The sequence below is a fragment of the Robertmurraya korlensis NBRC 107688 genome (assembly GCF_001591645.1).
In the GTDB taxonomy this organism is placed as follows: domain Bacteria; phylum Bacillota; class Bacilli; order Bacillales; family Cytobacillaceae; genus Robertmurraya_A.
This window is the reverse complement of record NZ_BCVH01000011.1, coordinates 95,121-108,969: the sequence shown is the minus strand read 5'-3', so window position 1 is coordinate 108,969 and position 13,849 is coordinate 95,121. Positions and strand designations below refer to the sequence as shown.

The following is a 13,849-nucleotide window of genomic DNA, read 5'->3' as shown; positions in this document are numbered from 1 at the left end:
GGTTATATAGAATGTTTAATAGTTTTTTGCAAATTTATTTAACTAATTCATTCAATGATTCTAGTTATATAAAATTAACGCTAAAGAATCGTTCTTATTTACTTATAGAAACAGGCAAAACACAAAAAATGGACAACCTTTTGGTTGTCCATTTCAACTGGATTATAATTATCTTAATAGTTGTAATACACCTTGTGGCTGTTGGTTAGCTTGTGCCAACATTGCTTGAGATGCTTGTGCAAGAATTGAATTCTTCGTTTGGTTCATCATCTCTTTAGCCATGTCTACGTCACGTACACGTGATTCTGATGCTGTTAAGTTTTCTGCACTTGTATCTAAGTTAGCAATTGTGTGCTCAAGACGGTTTTGAACAGCCCCTAGCTTTGAACGCTCTGCAGAAACCTTTGTGATTGCACTGTTAACATTAGTAATAAATGCAGTAAATTCAGCTGAAGTAGATAATCCAGAGATAGTTGCAGATGTTAAGTTAGTCGCTAATGAAGAAGCATTCATCGCACCAATACTTAAAGTAATTGTTTGTGCAGAGTTTGCACCAACCTGGATGTTATAAGACCCTGAAGTTTTAATAAGTTTCTGTGTATTGAACTCAGTGTCAGTTGAGATTCTATCGATTTCTTTCTTTAATTCTTTTAATTCTGATTTGATTGAGTCACGGTCAGCTGTAACGTTTGTATCGTTCGAACCTTGTACCGCAAGTTCTCTCATTCTTTGAAGAATCGCGTGTGTTTCGTTTAAAGCACCTTCAGCTGTTTGGATTAAAGAAATACCATCTTGTGAGTTACGTGAAGCTTGCTCTAACCCTCGGATTTGACCACGCATTTTTTCAGAGATTGATAGACCCGCTGCATCGTCACCAGCACGGTTAATACGAAGGCCAGAAGATAGTTTTTCCATTGATTTCATTTGTCCAGCATTTGCTGTACCTAATTGGCGATACGTGTTTAGAGCTGCGATATTGTGATTGATTCTCATTTTAATTTCCTCCTTGAATTTATAGGTTCACATCCTTGTGAACTATTTATAGATTGGTTTGCTCAAGAATAATTGAGGTCAGTCCTTTTTCTCTTATTCTCTTGCTTACAATTATAATATCGGAAGATAAAACAGTATTTTAATAGTTAAACAAATTTTTCACTATAAAATTTTTCATTTACTAAAAAAAAAGAAGGACAACCTTAATGGTTATCCTTCTTAGCCTAAAATTAATTATCTTAAAAGCTGTAATACACCTTGTGGCTGTTGGTTAGCTTGTGCCAACATCGCTTGAGATGCTTGTGCAAGAATTGAATTCTTCGTTTGGTTCATCATCTCTTTAGCCATGTCTACATCACGTACACGTGATTCCGATGCTGTTAAGTTCTCTGCACTTGTATCTAGATTAGCAATTGTGTGCTCAAGACGGTTTTGAACAGCCCCTAGCTTTGAACGTTCTTCAGAAACCTTTGTGATTGCGCTGTTAACATTTGTAATAAATGCAGTGAAATCAGCAGAATCTGTTAGTCCAGAAATACCTGAAGAAGTTAAACCAGTATTCAAAGCAGAAGCATTCATTGCACCAATACTTAGAGTAATTGTTTGTGCAGAGTTTGCTCCAACTTGGAAGTCATAAGTTCCGTTTTCTTTGATTAACTTTTGTGTATTGAACTCAGTATCAGTTGAAATTCTATCGATTTCTTTCTTTAACTCTTTTAATTCTGATTTGATTGAGTCACGGTCAGCTGTAACGTTTGTATCGTTCGAACCTTGTACCGCAAGCTCTCTCATTCTTTGAAGAATTGCATGTGTTTCGTTTAAAGCACCTTCAGCTGTCTGAATTAAAGAGATACCATCTTGTGAGTTACGTGATGCTTGCTCTAATCCACGAATCTGACCACGCATTTTTTCAGAGATTGATAGACCTGCTGCATCGTCACCTGCACGGTTGATACGAAGACCAGAAGACAACTTCTCCATTGATTTCATTTGCCCAGCGTTTGCTGTACCTAATTGACGGTACGTGTTTAGAGCTGCAATATTGTGATTGATTCTCATTATAATTTCCTCCTTGAATTTATAGGTCCACATCCTTGTGAACATTCTGAAATATTAAACTGGAGTAAGGAAATTAGGTCGGCCTCCCGTTTCCCTACCCTCTCCTACAATAATAATATCGGTTGGTACAAGAAATGTTTAATAGTTTTGTCTGAAATATTTATTCTATTTAATGGAAAAACCGAGTGGTGCTTACCATCCGTCTTACTAACACTAATATTAGTTCCTGTTTAACAAATGTAACAAATCAACCTTGGTGGATGCAGCTTTCACATTTTCTTCCCGAATTTGTTCCAAAAGCTCCTTACGAGTAATCTCAATGTTCTTTGGGGCACTAATACCAATCTTTACATGATCATTTTTCACCGAAAGAATTGTTATTTCTATGTCTTCACCGATTTTGATTGATTCTCCCATTTTCCTTGTAAGAACTAGCATTTCTGCCCACCTCTATCCCATAATTTTATGCCTTGTAGTAAAATGTTCGTTATTCAATACTACTTGCTTTCCGTGATTCCTCTTCTTATTTATTATGAGCGGTGCTCGTAGATTGGCGGTTGATTGCTCAAAAGGATCGTGAATAGTAATTATATTTAATACAAGGATATCCTCTGGAGCCTCAATCTCTAATTTTTCGATCACTTGCTGATCTAACTCAAAATCATATTGAGGAAAATAGTGAAAAGGGTTAATGATGATAAAGGCTAGTTCTTGACTTTTGGCAGATTGCATTGTCAGGAACACCTCATCATCCCCTACCGGAAGGATAAAGAATTCTTCTTCTTCAGGAAATCCTGGAATCCCATTCTGAAAAGTAATCTTGTCCTTTTCACACACTTCTACTAAGCCCTGAAACTTTGTTTGTAATTCCATCAAACTCATCCTTTTTCACAAATTATTATTCAAAATCAATCTCTAAAGAAGCATATTGAGCAATACTAACATTCACTTTTGTAGGTTGTATGGATATAAGTGGCTTATTAGCTTGATAGTTAATTTTAGGTTTATTAGGATCAAATTTAACATCAACTCTTCCAGGATCGTAAGAAACTTTTACCGACCCAGCCTTTGGAATGAATCCTAGTCCAAACTCTTTACTTGGCCCCTCACTAGCCCTCTTTGAAATGGAGCTTATTGCTCCAAAACCATTTTCGATTCTCATTAACTCTTCTCCATCTTGCACTCTCTTAGCTATACCCGAGAGCAGTTCCTGTTTCCCTAACTGTGCCGCTTCTTCATTTCTTTTTCTAACAGATTTCATATCAACATCTGCCCTAGCTTGCGTTTGGTCTATTGTTAGTTTCCCCGGAATTCTTGTAATATTCATATCTGCCTTCGGTTGCTCTATTTCTAAAGTACCTTTCGGCTGTTCAATGGACACTGCTCCTTGTTGAGTATCAATTTGTATTTTAGCAGGCAATGAACTCAATCGTATTTGCGGGACATTCATATATTTCTACCTCCTATAAAAATAGGGTACCTACATTTTGCAGGCCACCCCTATTTTAATAATATTTTATTTATCTTATCTTAAGAAGTCCATAAGGGTTGGTTGAATAATTCTCGCCCCTACACTCAGCGCGGCTCGGTGAATACTTTCCTGTGTTGTCAAATCAGTAATAACACGTTCTATATCCGCATCTTCATTATCAGATAGAACTCTTGTAGCAATTACCTCTTGTTGGTCAATTCTAGACTCTATCATCTCTAACCGATTATACCGAGCTCCTAACTCTGAACGTTCAGCAGAAAGTGTATCCGTATGTTTGTCAATTTTCCCCAGTAGTCCACTAAGATCTATATTTGTATTACCACCTAATGACTCCTGAATGCTCTGTAATGTGTTAAACAGGTCCTGACTAAAGACATTCTCAGGATTAATATTTGACTTTAATGAAACACCTCGGGAAACTTCTACATTATAGTTATTAGTGTTAAACGCTGCTTGGGGTGCTCCACTCCCTCCATCACTAACAGGAGCAACAGTGGTATTAGTACCATTAAAAATATATCTCCCAGCAACCTGAGTATTGGCAACCGTCATAATATCTTTCTTAATTTGATCAATCTCTTGTGATATAGCAGATTTATCAGATTCAGAAAGAGTTCCGTTTAACCCCTGAACCGTAAGCTCACGTACACGTTGTAACCCTTGATTCACTTGCTCTACCCCAGCTTCAGAATTCTCCATCCATAGATAAGCTTCAGAGAGATTCCTCTTATACTGTTCTACTTCGGTAAGGTTCGAACGATAGAACATCCCTTTCATCGCAACTACTGGATCATCTGAAGGCTTAGTGATTTTCTTTCCGGTAGCAAGCTGATCCTGGTATTTCCCCATCTGTTTATAGCTATTACTTAAGTTTTTAAGAGAGTTTGATGCTAACATTCCTTGAGTTACACGCACTGTTCATTCACCTATCTTCCTCCGGTTCCCATACCGTTAATAATTTTGTCTAATAATTCATCCTGTAATGATATCATTCGAGCTGATGCGTTATATGCATGTTGAAATTGAATCATGTTTGTCATTTCTTCGTCAATTGAAACTGCACTTACAGACATTCGTCTTTCTTCAACTGCTTGACGTAGTGTTCCACTATTAGAAGATAAACGTTCTGCTTCCTGCGATTCAACAGCCATCCCACCCACTAAAACTTCATAGTAGTTACGGAAGCTTGAATCTGTATCGTTTCCATATTTAAACGGTTTATTAATTAAATCGGCAAGTGCTTTAATATTTGAAGCATCTCCCATCGTTGGGTTTGCACCACTCGATGTTGCAATGTTATCCAAACTAGCTCCAATTTCCGCTGAAATCGTTAAACGTCCCGAAATCCCATTTTTATTAACAATATCAACTGATCCATTTTTTACGTCAGAGAAAAATTCAGGTGTAGGAGCTGTTGATGTTCCGTTCATTTGATTAGGTGTAGCCCCTGCCTGATGCTGTAGATTAAATTGATACGCAAACATATATGCCATATTATCAAGCTCTGACAACATTTCCGGATATACTCCCGCTACTTCTCCCGGGCTTTTCTCATATCCATACGACTCCACTAAAGCTTTTAACTTTCCGCTTGAAGTAAACTTTTGAAAATCTACTTGAGTTGCACCAACGGTAACCGTTTTAACTGATTCATCACTACCATCAAAAGCCACAGTAAGCTTATTAAATCCTGTTCCATTTACTAACTGACCTAAAGAACTCCCTTTAGCGTCTAAAATAGTAATGTTCGCTTTCCCCTCTGCAAGGGTAGATGGCTTCCCTCCACTCATCGAGTAATCTACCTTGATATTCACCAAAGAGGATAGTTGATCGACTAATCGGTCACGCTCATCATACAGATCATTAGGTAACAAACCATGTGGCTCTACATCAGCTATTTGGTTGTTTAGATTATTAATTTGTTCAGCTAAGGAATTGATCTCCTTTTCTGTAATCGAAATCTCATTTTTTAAATCGGCTCTTATACCAGTTAGAGAACTAGATAGGTAGTTAAAAGTTTCTGTTACAGCTACCGCACGTTGTCGAACAACAGACCGAGCACCAGGGTTATTCGGATTTACCGCTAAGTCCTGCAAAGATTGCCAGAATTGATCCATTGTCGCTGATAGTCCACTGTCAGATGGTTCATTCATGATTTCTTCCATCTTTGTATACGACTCCGCACGAGTTTCCCAGTATCCTAGTTTATTATTTTCACCTCGATATTGTACATCCAGAAAACTTTCTCGAACACGCTGTACAGAACCTGCAGCCACACCGGTCCCAACTTGACCTGGTAGCTGCGGCATATTAAGACCCGCACCTGGATAAGGTTCGGTCTGTGTAAAATTCACACGTTGTCTTGTATATCCTGGCGTGCTAGCATTTGCAATATTATGCCCAGTTGTATGAAGGGCACCTTGTTGTGTGAACATCCCTCTTCGGGCTGTTTCTAATCCCATAAATGTTGATCGCATCTTTGTCCCTCCAACTGTTAGGCTTTTCTGTTAAATAGCGAATTCGATGTGGACGTTCCGGTCTGCTTTGGTGGCCCATAATTGAATTCAGGTGTTTTTGGGTAAAACATGTCTAAGGACATTTGAACGAATTGAAGTGACTGTTTAACGAGATCCGAGTTTAACTCGTTTTGCTTTTGAAGTTTTTGCGCCACTTCTAGTAGCTCGTCGCGTAAATCAGCAAGCTTGTCCTTATTTAAATCATCTATATATGTTAAACAAGTAGAAATTGTAAAGTTCTCTCCCTCCACATGAAAAGGAGTGAGAAAATTTCTCACAAACTGCTGTCTTACTTGTTCGAATTTATTAATATTTATTACTAATTTCTGTTCATCTTTAATGAGAGTGTTTAGGGCATCGATGTCCCCTTTTTCAATAATGGTTGTTTTTTGGAAAGCTTTGTCGAGCAATTCTTTGTGCAAATCGAGTAGCCTTTCCATTACTGTAACTAATTGTTCAGCAGACATCTATGCCCCTCCTCTCTTATATTTTAAAATAGTTGATGATACTTGAAGCAGTTGCTTTTGCATCCGCCTTGTATGTTCCATTTTGGACGCTTTGCTTTAATTCTTCCACTTTCTTTTGACGAGCAGCATCAATCTGGTTCATTTGCATTTCTTTTGCAACTGAAGAAATCTCTACCTTATCTGCTTTTGCAGTAGTTGTGTTGCTGACTTTATCAAGTTTGTTAATTGCTTTTTTATATGGATTAATTCCTGTTGGTCCAAGGTTGTTAATTTTCATATATATCCATCTCCTTCAAAGTCCGTTCCAACTTCTACTAGTATTATCGGATAGAAAGGAGGTTTATTTAACATTTTTATCAAAAATGTATCTAAATAACTAAAATATATAGGTAGTTATTCCTATTATCATTTTGACTTATTTGATGTAAAGTATGTGGCTTGTTTTTCTCTTTTGCGTAATTCCTCTTTAAAAGCCTCGCTTTGTTCGTGTTTCACTAAATCCTTTTTTATTTCTAGTGCACAAGGCTCGCATAGTTTCCCTGCACGGATAATAGTCCCACATTTGTCACATGGGTAACCTAGATTAGGAAATTGCGTAACTTTGAGTCGACCTGTACGGATAAACTTTAACAAAAGTTCTTCCTCAATTCCTACAGCTTCTACAACTTGTAACATAGTTGCTGCTCTATTTTCACGTTTTCTCATGTATTGTGATACTTGATCGTATGCTTGTTCTTCTTCCTTCCAGCAATTCTGACAAACGTCACGAAATTGATTCTTAACATATATATCCCCACAACTTGGGCAAGTTTCTATTTGAGCCATTACTAAGTCTCCTTTTATTAGATATGTCGATAGACTCATTATAGCTTGTCGAATTGTGTAAGGATATGAAAATTATTTGGAAGTAAATGTATTCAATCGGTCGTTTGATTGAAGCAATGATAAGTCTTGGGGCTCTAAGAGTGGGGTTATTTCAATCAAACGTTTGATTGAAAATTTGAGTCTGTTGCATTTTGTTGTATCTTGTCACTAACCTCTTGCTATAGTAAAAGACGACACGGATAAAGTTCCATGTTGTTTCAAGAGTTTACCTGCATGCATCAGTGTAGAGCCTGTAGTGTATATATCGTCAATTAGCATCACTTTCTTACCGACAATATCTTCCTCATTAACAATTGTAAAGATATTGGAGAGGTGAATCCTTTCTTCTCTAGATTTTTTTGATTGTTTCTCCGTATGAATACGTTTTAATGCAGGTGTTAATGTTAGTCCTGCTTCAATAATTAATGCCTCTGCTTGATTAAAACCTCTTTCATACAAACGTTCCTGACTTAATGGGATTGGTACTAGTAAATCGTAATCAAAATCTTTAAGTACTTGAATTAGAGTTTTGCAGAAAAACCTCGCAAGAACGTAATCCCCACGAAACTTATAGCGACTAATAACCTCTTTTAGAAAGTCATTATATAAATAAAGAGATCTGTTTCGTTCAAGGATTCCATTCCACTCTATATCTCCCTCCCAGCGAACACAGTCGTAACAGTACTCACCTTTCCGATACTCTACTGCCAAGCCATCAAAAGGTCTACTGCACCGAACACAGCAGTCCCCTTCAATAAGGGTAAGTTGGTCTTTGCATTGCTCACATAACAAAATTTCTTCTTCTCTTGAAAACAAACTTCCCCAACTCACCACTGGAATAATCTTTTCTCCACAATAAAGACACCTCACTCATCAATCAGCCCCTTCTCTTTCGCTTCTATATTCATAGCAACGATTTGTTTTCGTGCTTTCAACATTGCCTCTGTCTTCCCATTATGAAAAAAGGTCACATTACCTGTAGGAGAATCAATATCCCGTCCGACCCTCCCAGCAATCTGCACAAGTGCCGACTCGGTAAATATGCGATTTTCAGCACCGAGTACCGCTACCTCCAAACCAGGAAATGTTACTCCCCGCTCAAGAATAGTAGTTGTTACTAGCAAAAGAATTTCTCCTTGTCTCATCTTCAGAACCTTCTCCTTACGGTTTGGATCCTCCGCATGCACTGATTCAACCCTGCCATCAAACGTCTGTAACAAAGGTAATAATTTAGTTATCCACGCAACATTTGGAACAAACACTAACATTGGGGTACCTGCTAATAACCGTTGTTCAATCCACTTAAGTAATTTCGCTGGTAATCTTCCTTTATTGATTACCTTCTCCCAATTCCCACACCAAACAGATTCAGGAACAGGTAATGCACGTCGATGAAATCGAGCAGGAATCGTAACAAACTCCCTTTTCCCCTTCCGACATTCCCTCTGCCATTTCAGACTGGGAGTTGCCGTCAGATAAATCATACTCGAAGATTCCTTTCGAGCATTCTTCACAGCAAACTGAAGCATAGGGTCCACAGAATAAGGAAAAGCATCCACTTCATCAACAACCATGACATCAAACGCTTGATAAAATCGTAATAACTGGTGGATAGTAGTAATCGTTAAAGGGGAAAACTGATGGCGGTCATCTGCACCACCGTACAAAGAGGACACTTTTATTGAGGGAAACACCGATTTTAATCGTGGGGTTAATTCTAAAACAACATCTGTACGTGGGGTAGCAATACACACTCGCTTGCCAGTAGCTAAAGCCACTTCAATCCCTTTAAAAAGCAGCTCAGTCTTACCAGCACCACACACAGCCCAAACGAGCAACTCTTCACCACGGACAATTGCTTCCACCACCCGGTCTGAAGCAACCTGCTGGCCAGCTGACAATGAATCACTCCACTTAAGGGGAGCAGCCACAATCTCCGGCATATCTCCAATCCATCCATACTGCGGGGTACACTCGCTAACCCGTCCCATCATAATGCAAGCACGGCAATAGGTGTCTCTTTTACCACAACGAGCACAAGGAAACACGGCAAACAACTCAGGATCACTATTCCCACATCGATTACAATGTGCCCGACCTTTCTTATCAAACTCTATTCCAGATCTTTTAGAAATAAAAGGAGAATCAACCAACTCAAAGGGGATTTCTTCACGAAGAAGCTGCTTACCAGCGAGGATAGTACGAAGAGAGTCTAAAATCAAATTTTCACCTCATAATCAAATTTTCAGAAAACATCCCGAAATGACAAACACCATTTCAGCAATCACTGAAATGGTGACAAATAATAAAATGATATAAGTTCAGTAATCAAAAATTATTTCTTTACCCAGCCAAGGCCCATTGAGCCCTCACCTAAATGTGTACCGATAACCGGTCCGAAGTAACTAATAACAAATTCTACATTCGGAAGTTCAGCTTCAAGCTCCGCCTTCCATTGCATTGCTTCCTGCTCACGATTCGCATGAATAATAACTGCACGACATTCCTCACCAGCCGAAGCTTCAGCTAACAAATCTACCATACGACGCATCGCTTTTTTCCGTGTACGAATTTTCTCAAACGGAACAATTTTCTTGTCTTCAAAATGAAGAAGTGGCTTTACCTGCAACAAGCTTCCTATTAACGCCTGCGCACTCGATAATCTTCCTCCACGCTGCAAATGGGATAGATCATCCACCATAAAGTATGCGTACAACGTTTTCTTCATTTCTTCAAGTCTTGCGAGAATTTCCTCTGGCCCTTTTCCTGCCTGAGCCATTTCAGCTGCTTCAAGGACATAGAAACCTTGAACCATACAACTAATCTCTGAGTCAAAAGCATACACATCAATATTCTCTACCATTTCTCCAGCCGATACTGACCCTTGAAACGTTCCACTAATGCCGCTTGATAGATGGATGCTTACAACGGCATCATAGTCTTTTGAGAGCTGTTCGAATAGCTGGACAAACTCTCCAACGGGTGGCTGTGACGTGGTTGGAAGGTCTCGAGTCTTTACCTCTTCAAAAAATTCAGAGGCTGTAATCTCTACTTCTTCTCGATACGTCTCTGTACCAAAGATTACGCTTAAAGGAATCATATGAATATGTAGCTTATCACGCAGGTCTTTCGGGATGTACGCGGTACTATCCGTTACAACTGCCGTTTTCATATAAAAGTAACCACCTTTGTTTTTCTTTACAATATGCCTCTAGCTTATTTTATATGAAAATGATTCAAATTGCATTACCTACACGTACATAAGGGAATCTCAACTAGCCTCCTTTAAGCCCCTGCGATTCAACTCTTGCAAAATCAACTCAACAAACCTTATATCTAGCTTGTAAATTAATGCCTTACTATAAACTGTAACCAATTCCGTATCTGATAATATACCCAAAGATGTATTAATGGAAAACACCTCCATTTATACTAGATTAAGTAGTATTATAAGCAAAAACACCTACTAGGAAAATGGCTTTCACCACTTTGTCAAAATTGGAAATGCTTACAAAAAAAAAAAAAAAAAGACACCTGTCGAAAATCCTCGACAGATGCCTCTTTCCACTATATTTTTATCGAACCTCAACCCAGCCCTTTTTAATGGCTTCTACTACCGCCTGAGTACGATCGTTTACGTTCATTTTTTGAAGAATATTACTTACATGGTTTTTAACCGTTTTTTCACTGATAAATAAAGCTTCACCAATTCCGCGGTTACTCTTTCCGTCAGTTAACAACTGAAGAACTTCACATTCACGACGAGTTAGTAAATGAAGTGGACGACGTACTTCAGTCGCTCCCACATAACCTCCACCGCCTTCACCTGCTAATCGACGGTATTCTCTTACTAGATTATGAGTTACCTTCGGATGAAGATAAGAACCACCATCAGCTACTACCTTAACCGCTTCAACTAGCGCATCAGCATCCATTTCCTTCAATAGATACCCACTTGCACCTGTTTGCAGCGCATGTGTTACGTAATTTTCATCATCATGAATCGAAAGAATGATGACTTTTGATTCTGGAAAATTCTCAATCAGCTGACGAGTGGCTTCCACACCATTCACTTCAGGCATATTAATATCCATAATGATTACATCTGGCTGAAACTCCTCGACAATAGAAACTGCTTGGTTACCGTCTTCCCCTTCAGCAACCACCTCAAACGTTTTTTCAAAATCTAATATTCTTTTGACACCTTCTCTAAACAGTTGGTGGTCATCAATAATCGCAATTTTTGTAGTCATTCTCTCAGCCTCCCTAAGCCTATTCAATAAATTAACTCTCTAACGGAACCTGTATAATAACAATTGTCCCTCGACCGATATTAGAGTCGATGGATAGCTGCCCTTGTAAAAGCTCCACTCTCTCTTTCATTCCTAATATTCCAAACGACTCCGGCTTGTCAACATTTATATCAAAGCCTTTGCCGTCATCTCTTACTACTACAGATATACTATTTCTAGATATTTCTAATTTCACTTTAATTTCATGCGCAGCAGCATGCTTGATGGCATTTTGTACAGATTCCTGTATAAGTCGAAATAACGCAACCTCAAACTTGGCTGGTAGCCTCTTATCAGTGCCCATATTGACAAATTCAATTTTCATGTCACTATGATACTCTTCGATCGTTTGCAGGTATTTTTTGAGGGTAGGCACTAAGCCCAGGTCATCAAGCGCCATTGGACGAAGGTCATAGATAATTCTACGTACTTCATACAATGCATTTCGGACCATCTTTTTCAAATTCTTAATCTCACTCATACCCGCTTGTTCCCCATGCTCACGAAAAACTCGTTCAATAAGATCTGAACGCATCATCACGTTCGCCATCATTTGAGCAGGTCCATCATGTATCTCTCGAGACAATCGTTTTCTTTCTTCTTCCTGTGCCTCTATAATACGCAAGCCAAATTCCTGCTTTTGCTTCGCATCCTCTAATACTTCACCCACTTGCTTGAGATCACTCATCAGATAGTTCATTACGACAGAAATTTGAGAGACAAGATGCTCGGCACGGTCAATCGTTTCCGTTAGACCATGTAATCGCCGTTCAATATCATCGCGACGATCACGGAGCTGCTTTTCCGTTTGACGTTTCACCGTCAACTCCATTTGGAGCTGGTGAGCTTTCTCGTAAGCATCGCGAACCTCTGCCTCCGTATAGTCCTTGAAATGCATGCTTACTTCCGATAATCGTTTCCGAGCAAACCGTGATTGAGTTTCAAGCTTATCTCCATCCTCAATCACTTCGATGACCATTCGCTTCACATCTTTTAACTCATCAGCTAGCGATTCGTAATCCTTCCGGCACTGCTCACCGATACGGAAAATCTCATCCTTACTCGTCCCTACCGTCTCTATCATTTTCTCGAGGATAAAATCAAGCGTCTTTATATCAAATTTTTTCTTTATCATAATAATTCCTCCAAGGGTCCTATTTTCCCTTTCGGCTATGATATTATTTTAGCTCGATTTAGAAAAATATACTATCTCTTGGTGGTGAAAAAACTGTCGAAACATAAGAAAATCGTTAGAAAGAACGATATTTATTCGACTAATCGCGTAATTTAGCCTATATAACAATTTGAAAAACCATTACTATTTAATTATTAGAGCCCTGAATAAATTATGCTAAAATAGCAGACGCTCTAAATTTAATACACTTCATCATTATACCATGTGAAAAAATTACATAGATTAAAGTTTGTTTACAATCAGTTTGAAGTTTGATGAAAGTTGTCGAGAAGCTTTATACTATTACTAAGAGATTATTCATAGAAAATATTTACATAGAAAGGAGCTCATCCAATGCTCCCCTCATATTTAACTGTAAAAGGCTATGGCGAACATGAAATTGTAATAGATAAATCTCGATTTATCGCTCATATATCCCGTGCTGAAACTGAGGAAGAAGCGCTAGAATTCATTCAGAGCATAAAAAAGAAACATTGGAATGCAACACATAACTGTTCAGCTTACTTAATTGGTGAACATGATTTGATCCAAAAGGCAAATGATGATGGCGAACCAAGTGGAACAGCTGGTGTTCCTATTCTCGAGGTATTAAAGAAAAGAAAGCTGAAAGATACAGTAGTCGTTATAACACGTTATTTTGGTGGGATAAAACTAGGCGCAGGCGGTCTCATCCGGGCATACGGCAAATCGACGTCAGAGGGCTTAAATGCCACAGGGATTGTTGAACGAAAACTGATGAAAGTTGTTCACGTAAAAGTTGATTATACTTGGCTAGGGAAACTTGAAAACGAACTTCGAGCTTCTGTTTATGAGATACAAGAAATACACTATCTTGACGCGGTAGAGTTTGAAGTATTTGTGGAAGAAGGACAGGTAGAGATATTCTCCGACTGGATGGTAGAAATGACAAATGGACAGGGTAAAATTTCTACAGGGGAAACACTTTATCAAGAGACACTTGTTTAAAATTA

At 38.5% G+C, this 13,849-nt stretch carries 17 protein-coding genes; 1 reads left to right on the top strand and 16 read right to left on the bottom strand.

Annotated features, from left to right (window positions below; genetic code table 11):
• Nucleotides 1-168: 168 nt before the first annotated feature.
• The 16 genes from BKO01S_RS15390 to BKO01S_RS15320 form a co-directional block, all read right to left on the bottom strand.
• Nucleotides 169-993, bottom strand: a complete 825-nt coding sequence (locus BKO01S_RS15390) for a flagellin N-terminal helical domain-containing protein (protein WP_066055868.1) — start codon at nucleotides 991-993, stop codon at nucleotides 169-171.
• A 234-nt stretch (nucleotides 994-1,227) separates the two neighbouring features.
• Nucleotides 1,228-2,052: a flagellin Hag gene (gene hag, locus BKO01S_RS15385; protein WP_066055865.1), complete on the bottom strand. Its 825-nt coding sequence runs from the start codon at nucleotides 2,050-2,052 to the stop codon at nucleotides 1,228-1,230.
• Between the two features lie 219 nt (nucleotides 2,053-2,271).
• Nucleotides 2,272-2,490 carry a carbon storage regulator CsrA gene (csrA, locus tag BKO01S_RS15380; RefSeq protein ID WP_066055862.1) on the bottom strand — a complete coding sequence of 73 codons (219 nt, stop codon included), beginning with the start codon at nucleotides 2,488-2,490 and terminating at the stop codon, nucleotides 2,272-2,274.
• Between the two features lie 12 nt (nucleotides 2,491-2,502).
• On the bottom strand, nucleotides 2,503-2,925 hold the full coding sequence (fliW, locus tag BKO01S_RS15375; RefSeq protein WP_066055858.1) for a flagellar assembly protein FliW: 423 nt from the start codon (nucleotides 2,923-2,925) through the stop codon (nucleotides 2,503-2,505).
• Nucleotides 2,926-2,950: 25 nt separating this feature from the next.
• On the bottom strand, nucleotides 2,951-3,502 hold the full coding sequence (locus BKO01S_RS15370; protein WP_066055855.1) for a DUF6470 family protein: 552 nt from the start codon (nucleotides 3,500-3,502) through the stop codon (nucleotides 2,951-2,953).
• Nucleotides 3,503-3,577: 75 nt separating this feature from the next.
• Nucleotides 3,578-4,459: a flagellar hook-associated protein FlgL gene (gene flgL, locus BKO01S_RS15365; RefSeq protein WP_066055853.1), complete on the bottom strand. Its 882-nt coding sequence runs from the start codon at nucleotides 4,457-4,459 to the stop codon at nucleotides 3,578-3,580.
• 11 nt (nucleotides 4,460-4,470) lie between these two features.
• Nucleotides 4,471-6,021 carry a flagellar hook-associated protein FlgK gene (flgK, locus tag BKO01S_RS15360; RefSeq protein ID WP_066055850.1) on the bottom strand — a complete coding sequence of 517 codons (1,551 nt, stop codon included), beginning with the start codon at nucleotides 6,019-6,021 and terminating at the stop codon, nucleotides 4,471-4,473.
• Between the two features lie 17 nt (nucleotides 6,022-6,038).
• Nucleotides 6,039-6,527, bottom strand: a complete 489-nt coding sequence (locus tag BKO01S_RS15355) for a flagellar protein FlgN (protein ID WP_066055847.1) — start codon at nucleotides 6,525-6,527, stop codon at nucleotides 6,039-6,041.
• Nucleotides 6,528-6,543: 16 nt separating this feature from the next.
• The gene (gene flgM / locus BKO01S_RS15350) at nucleotides 6,544-6,804 is read right to left on the bottom strand and encodes a flagellar biosynthesis anti-sigma factor FlgM (RefSeq protein WP_066055844.1); all 261 of its coding nucleotides are present in this window, start codon (nucleotides 6,802-6,804) and stop codon (nucleotides 6,544-6,546) included.
• A gap of 128 nt (nucleotides 6,805-6,932) precedes the next feature.
• Complete coding sequence (locus BKO01S_RS15345; RefSeq protein WP_066055841.1) at nucleotides 6,933-7,352, bottom strand: TIGR03826 family flagellar region protein; 420 nt, start codon at nucleotides 7,350-7,352, stop codon at nucleotides 6,933-6,935.
• 207 nt (nucleotides 7,353-7,559) lie between these two features.
• Nucleotides 7,560-8,261 carry a ComFC family protein gene (locus BKO01S_RS15340; RefSeq protein WP_066055838.1) on the bottom strand — a complete coding sequence of 234 codons (702 nt, stop codon included), beginning with the start codon at nucleotides 8,259-8,261 and terminating at the stop codon, nucleotides 7,560-7,562.
• Complete coding sequence (locus BKO01S_RS15335; protein ID WP_084362105.1) at nucleotides 8,258-9,613, bottom strand: ATP-dependent helicase ComFA; 1,356 nt, start codon at nucleotides 9,611-9,613, stop codon at nucleotides 8,258-8,260. Before BKO01S_RS15335 ends, BKO01S_RS15340 begins: the two co-directional genes overlap by 4 nt.
• A 113-nt stretch (nucleotides 9,614-9,726) precedes the next feature.
• A complete protein-coding gene (locus tag BKO01S_RS15330; protein ID WP_066055835.1) occupies nucleotides 9,727-10,563 on the bottom strand; it encodes a DegV family protein in 837 nt (278 codons plus the stop codon).
• Between the two features lie 99 nt (nucleotides 10,564-10,662).
• Complete coding sequence (gene sda, locus BKO01S_RS25230) at nucleotides 10,663-10,818, bottom strand: sporulation histidine kinase inhibitor Sda (RefSeq protein ID WP_084362104.1); 156 nt, start codon at nucleotides 10,816-10,818, stop codon at nucleotides 10,663-10,665.
• Nucleotides 10,819-10,966: 148 nt separating this feature from the next.
• Nucleotides 10,967-11,644 (bottom strand): response regulator, encoded by a 678-nt coding sequence (locus BKO01S_RS15325; RefSeq protein WP_066055834.1) that lies wholly within the window; start codon nucleotides 11,642-11,644, stop codon nucleotides 10,967-10,969.
• Nucleotides 11,645-11,675: 31 nt separating this feature from the next.
• On the bottom strand, nucleotides 11,676-12,818 hold the full coding sequence (locus BKO01S_RS15320; protein WP_066055831.1) for a sensor histidine kinase: 1,143 nt from the start codon (nucleotides 12,816-12,818) through the stop codon (nucleotides 11,676-11,678).
• A 393-nt stretch (nucleotides 12,819-13,211) separates the two neighbouring features.
• On the opposite strand from BKO01S_RS15320, the gene BKO01S_RS15315 reads away from it, so the two are divergent.
• Entirely contained in the window at nucleotides 13,212-13,844 is a 633-nt protein-coding gene (locus tag BKO01S_RS15315; RefSeq protein ID WP_066055829.1) for a YigZ family protein, read from the top strand.
• The last annotated feature ends 5 nt before the right edge of the window (nucleotides 13,845-13,849 follow it).

Coding starts and splice junctions, on each gene's coding strand:
- csrA (WP_066055862.1), bottom strand. CDS start 2,490: ATGCTAGTTCTTACAAGGAAAATGGGAGAATCAATCAAAATCGGTGAA.
- fliW (WP_066055858.1), bottom strand. CDS start 2,925: ATGGAATTACAAACAAAGTTTCAGGGCTTAGTAGAAGTGTGTGAAAAG.
- sda (WP_084362104.1), bottom strand. CDS start 10,818: ATGGAGGTGTTTTCCATTAATACATCTTTGGGTATATTATCAGATACG.
- BKO01S_RS15355 (WP_066055847.1), bottom strand. CDS start 6,527: ATGTCTGCTGAACAATTAGTTACAGTAATGGAAAGGCTACTCGATTTG.
- hag (WP_066055865.1), bottom strand. CDS start 2,052: ATGAGAATCAATCACAATATTGCAGCTCTAAACACGTACCGTCAATTA.
- BKO01S_RS15370 (WP_066055855.1), bottom strand. CDS start 3,502: ATGAATGTCCCGCAAATACGATTGAGTTCATTGCCTGCTAAAATACAA.
- flgK (WP_066055850.1), bottom strand. CDS start 6,021: ATGCGATCAACATTTATGGGATTAGAAACAGCCCGAAGAGGGATGTTC.
- BKO01S_RS15390 (WP_066055868.1), bottom strand. CDS start 993: ATGAGAATCAATCACAATATCGCAGCTCTAAACACGTATCGCCAATTA.
- BKO01S_RS15345 (WP_066055841.1), bottom strand. CDS start 7,352: ATGGCTCAAATAGAAACTTGCCCAAGTTGTGGGGATATATATGTTAAG.
- BKO01S_RS15325 (WP_066055834.1), bottom strand. CDS start 11,644: ATGACTACAAAAATTGCGATTATTGATGACCACCAACTGTTTAGAGAA.
- BKO01S_RS15320 (WP_066055831.1), bottom strand. CDS start 12,818: ATGATAAAGAAAAAATTTGATATAAAGACGCTTGATTTTATCCTCGAG.
- BKO01S_RS15330 (WP_066055835.1), bottom strand. CDS start 10,563: ATGAAAACGGCAGTTGTAACGGATAGTACCGCGTACATCCCGAAAGAC.
- flgM (WP_066055844.1), bottom strand. CDS start 6,804: ATGAAAATTAACAACCTTGGACCAACAGGAATTAATCCATATAAAAAA.
- BKO01S_RS15315 (WP_066055829.1), top strand. CDS start 13,212: ATGCTCCCCTCATATTTAACTGTAAAAGGCTATGGCGAACATGAAATT.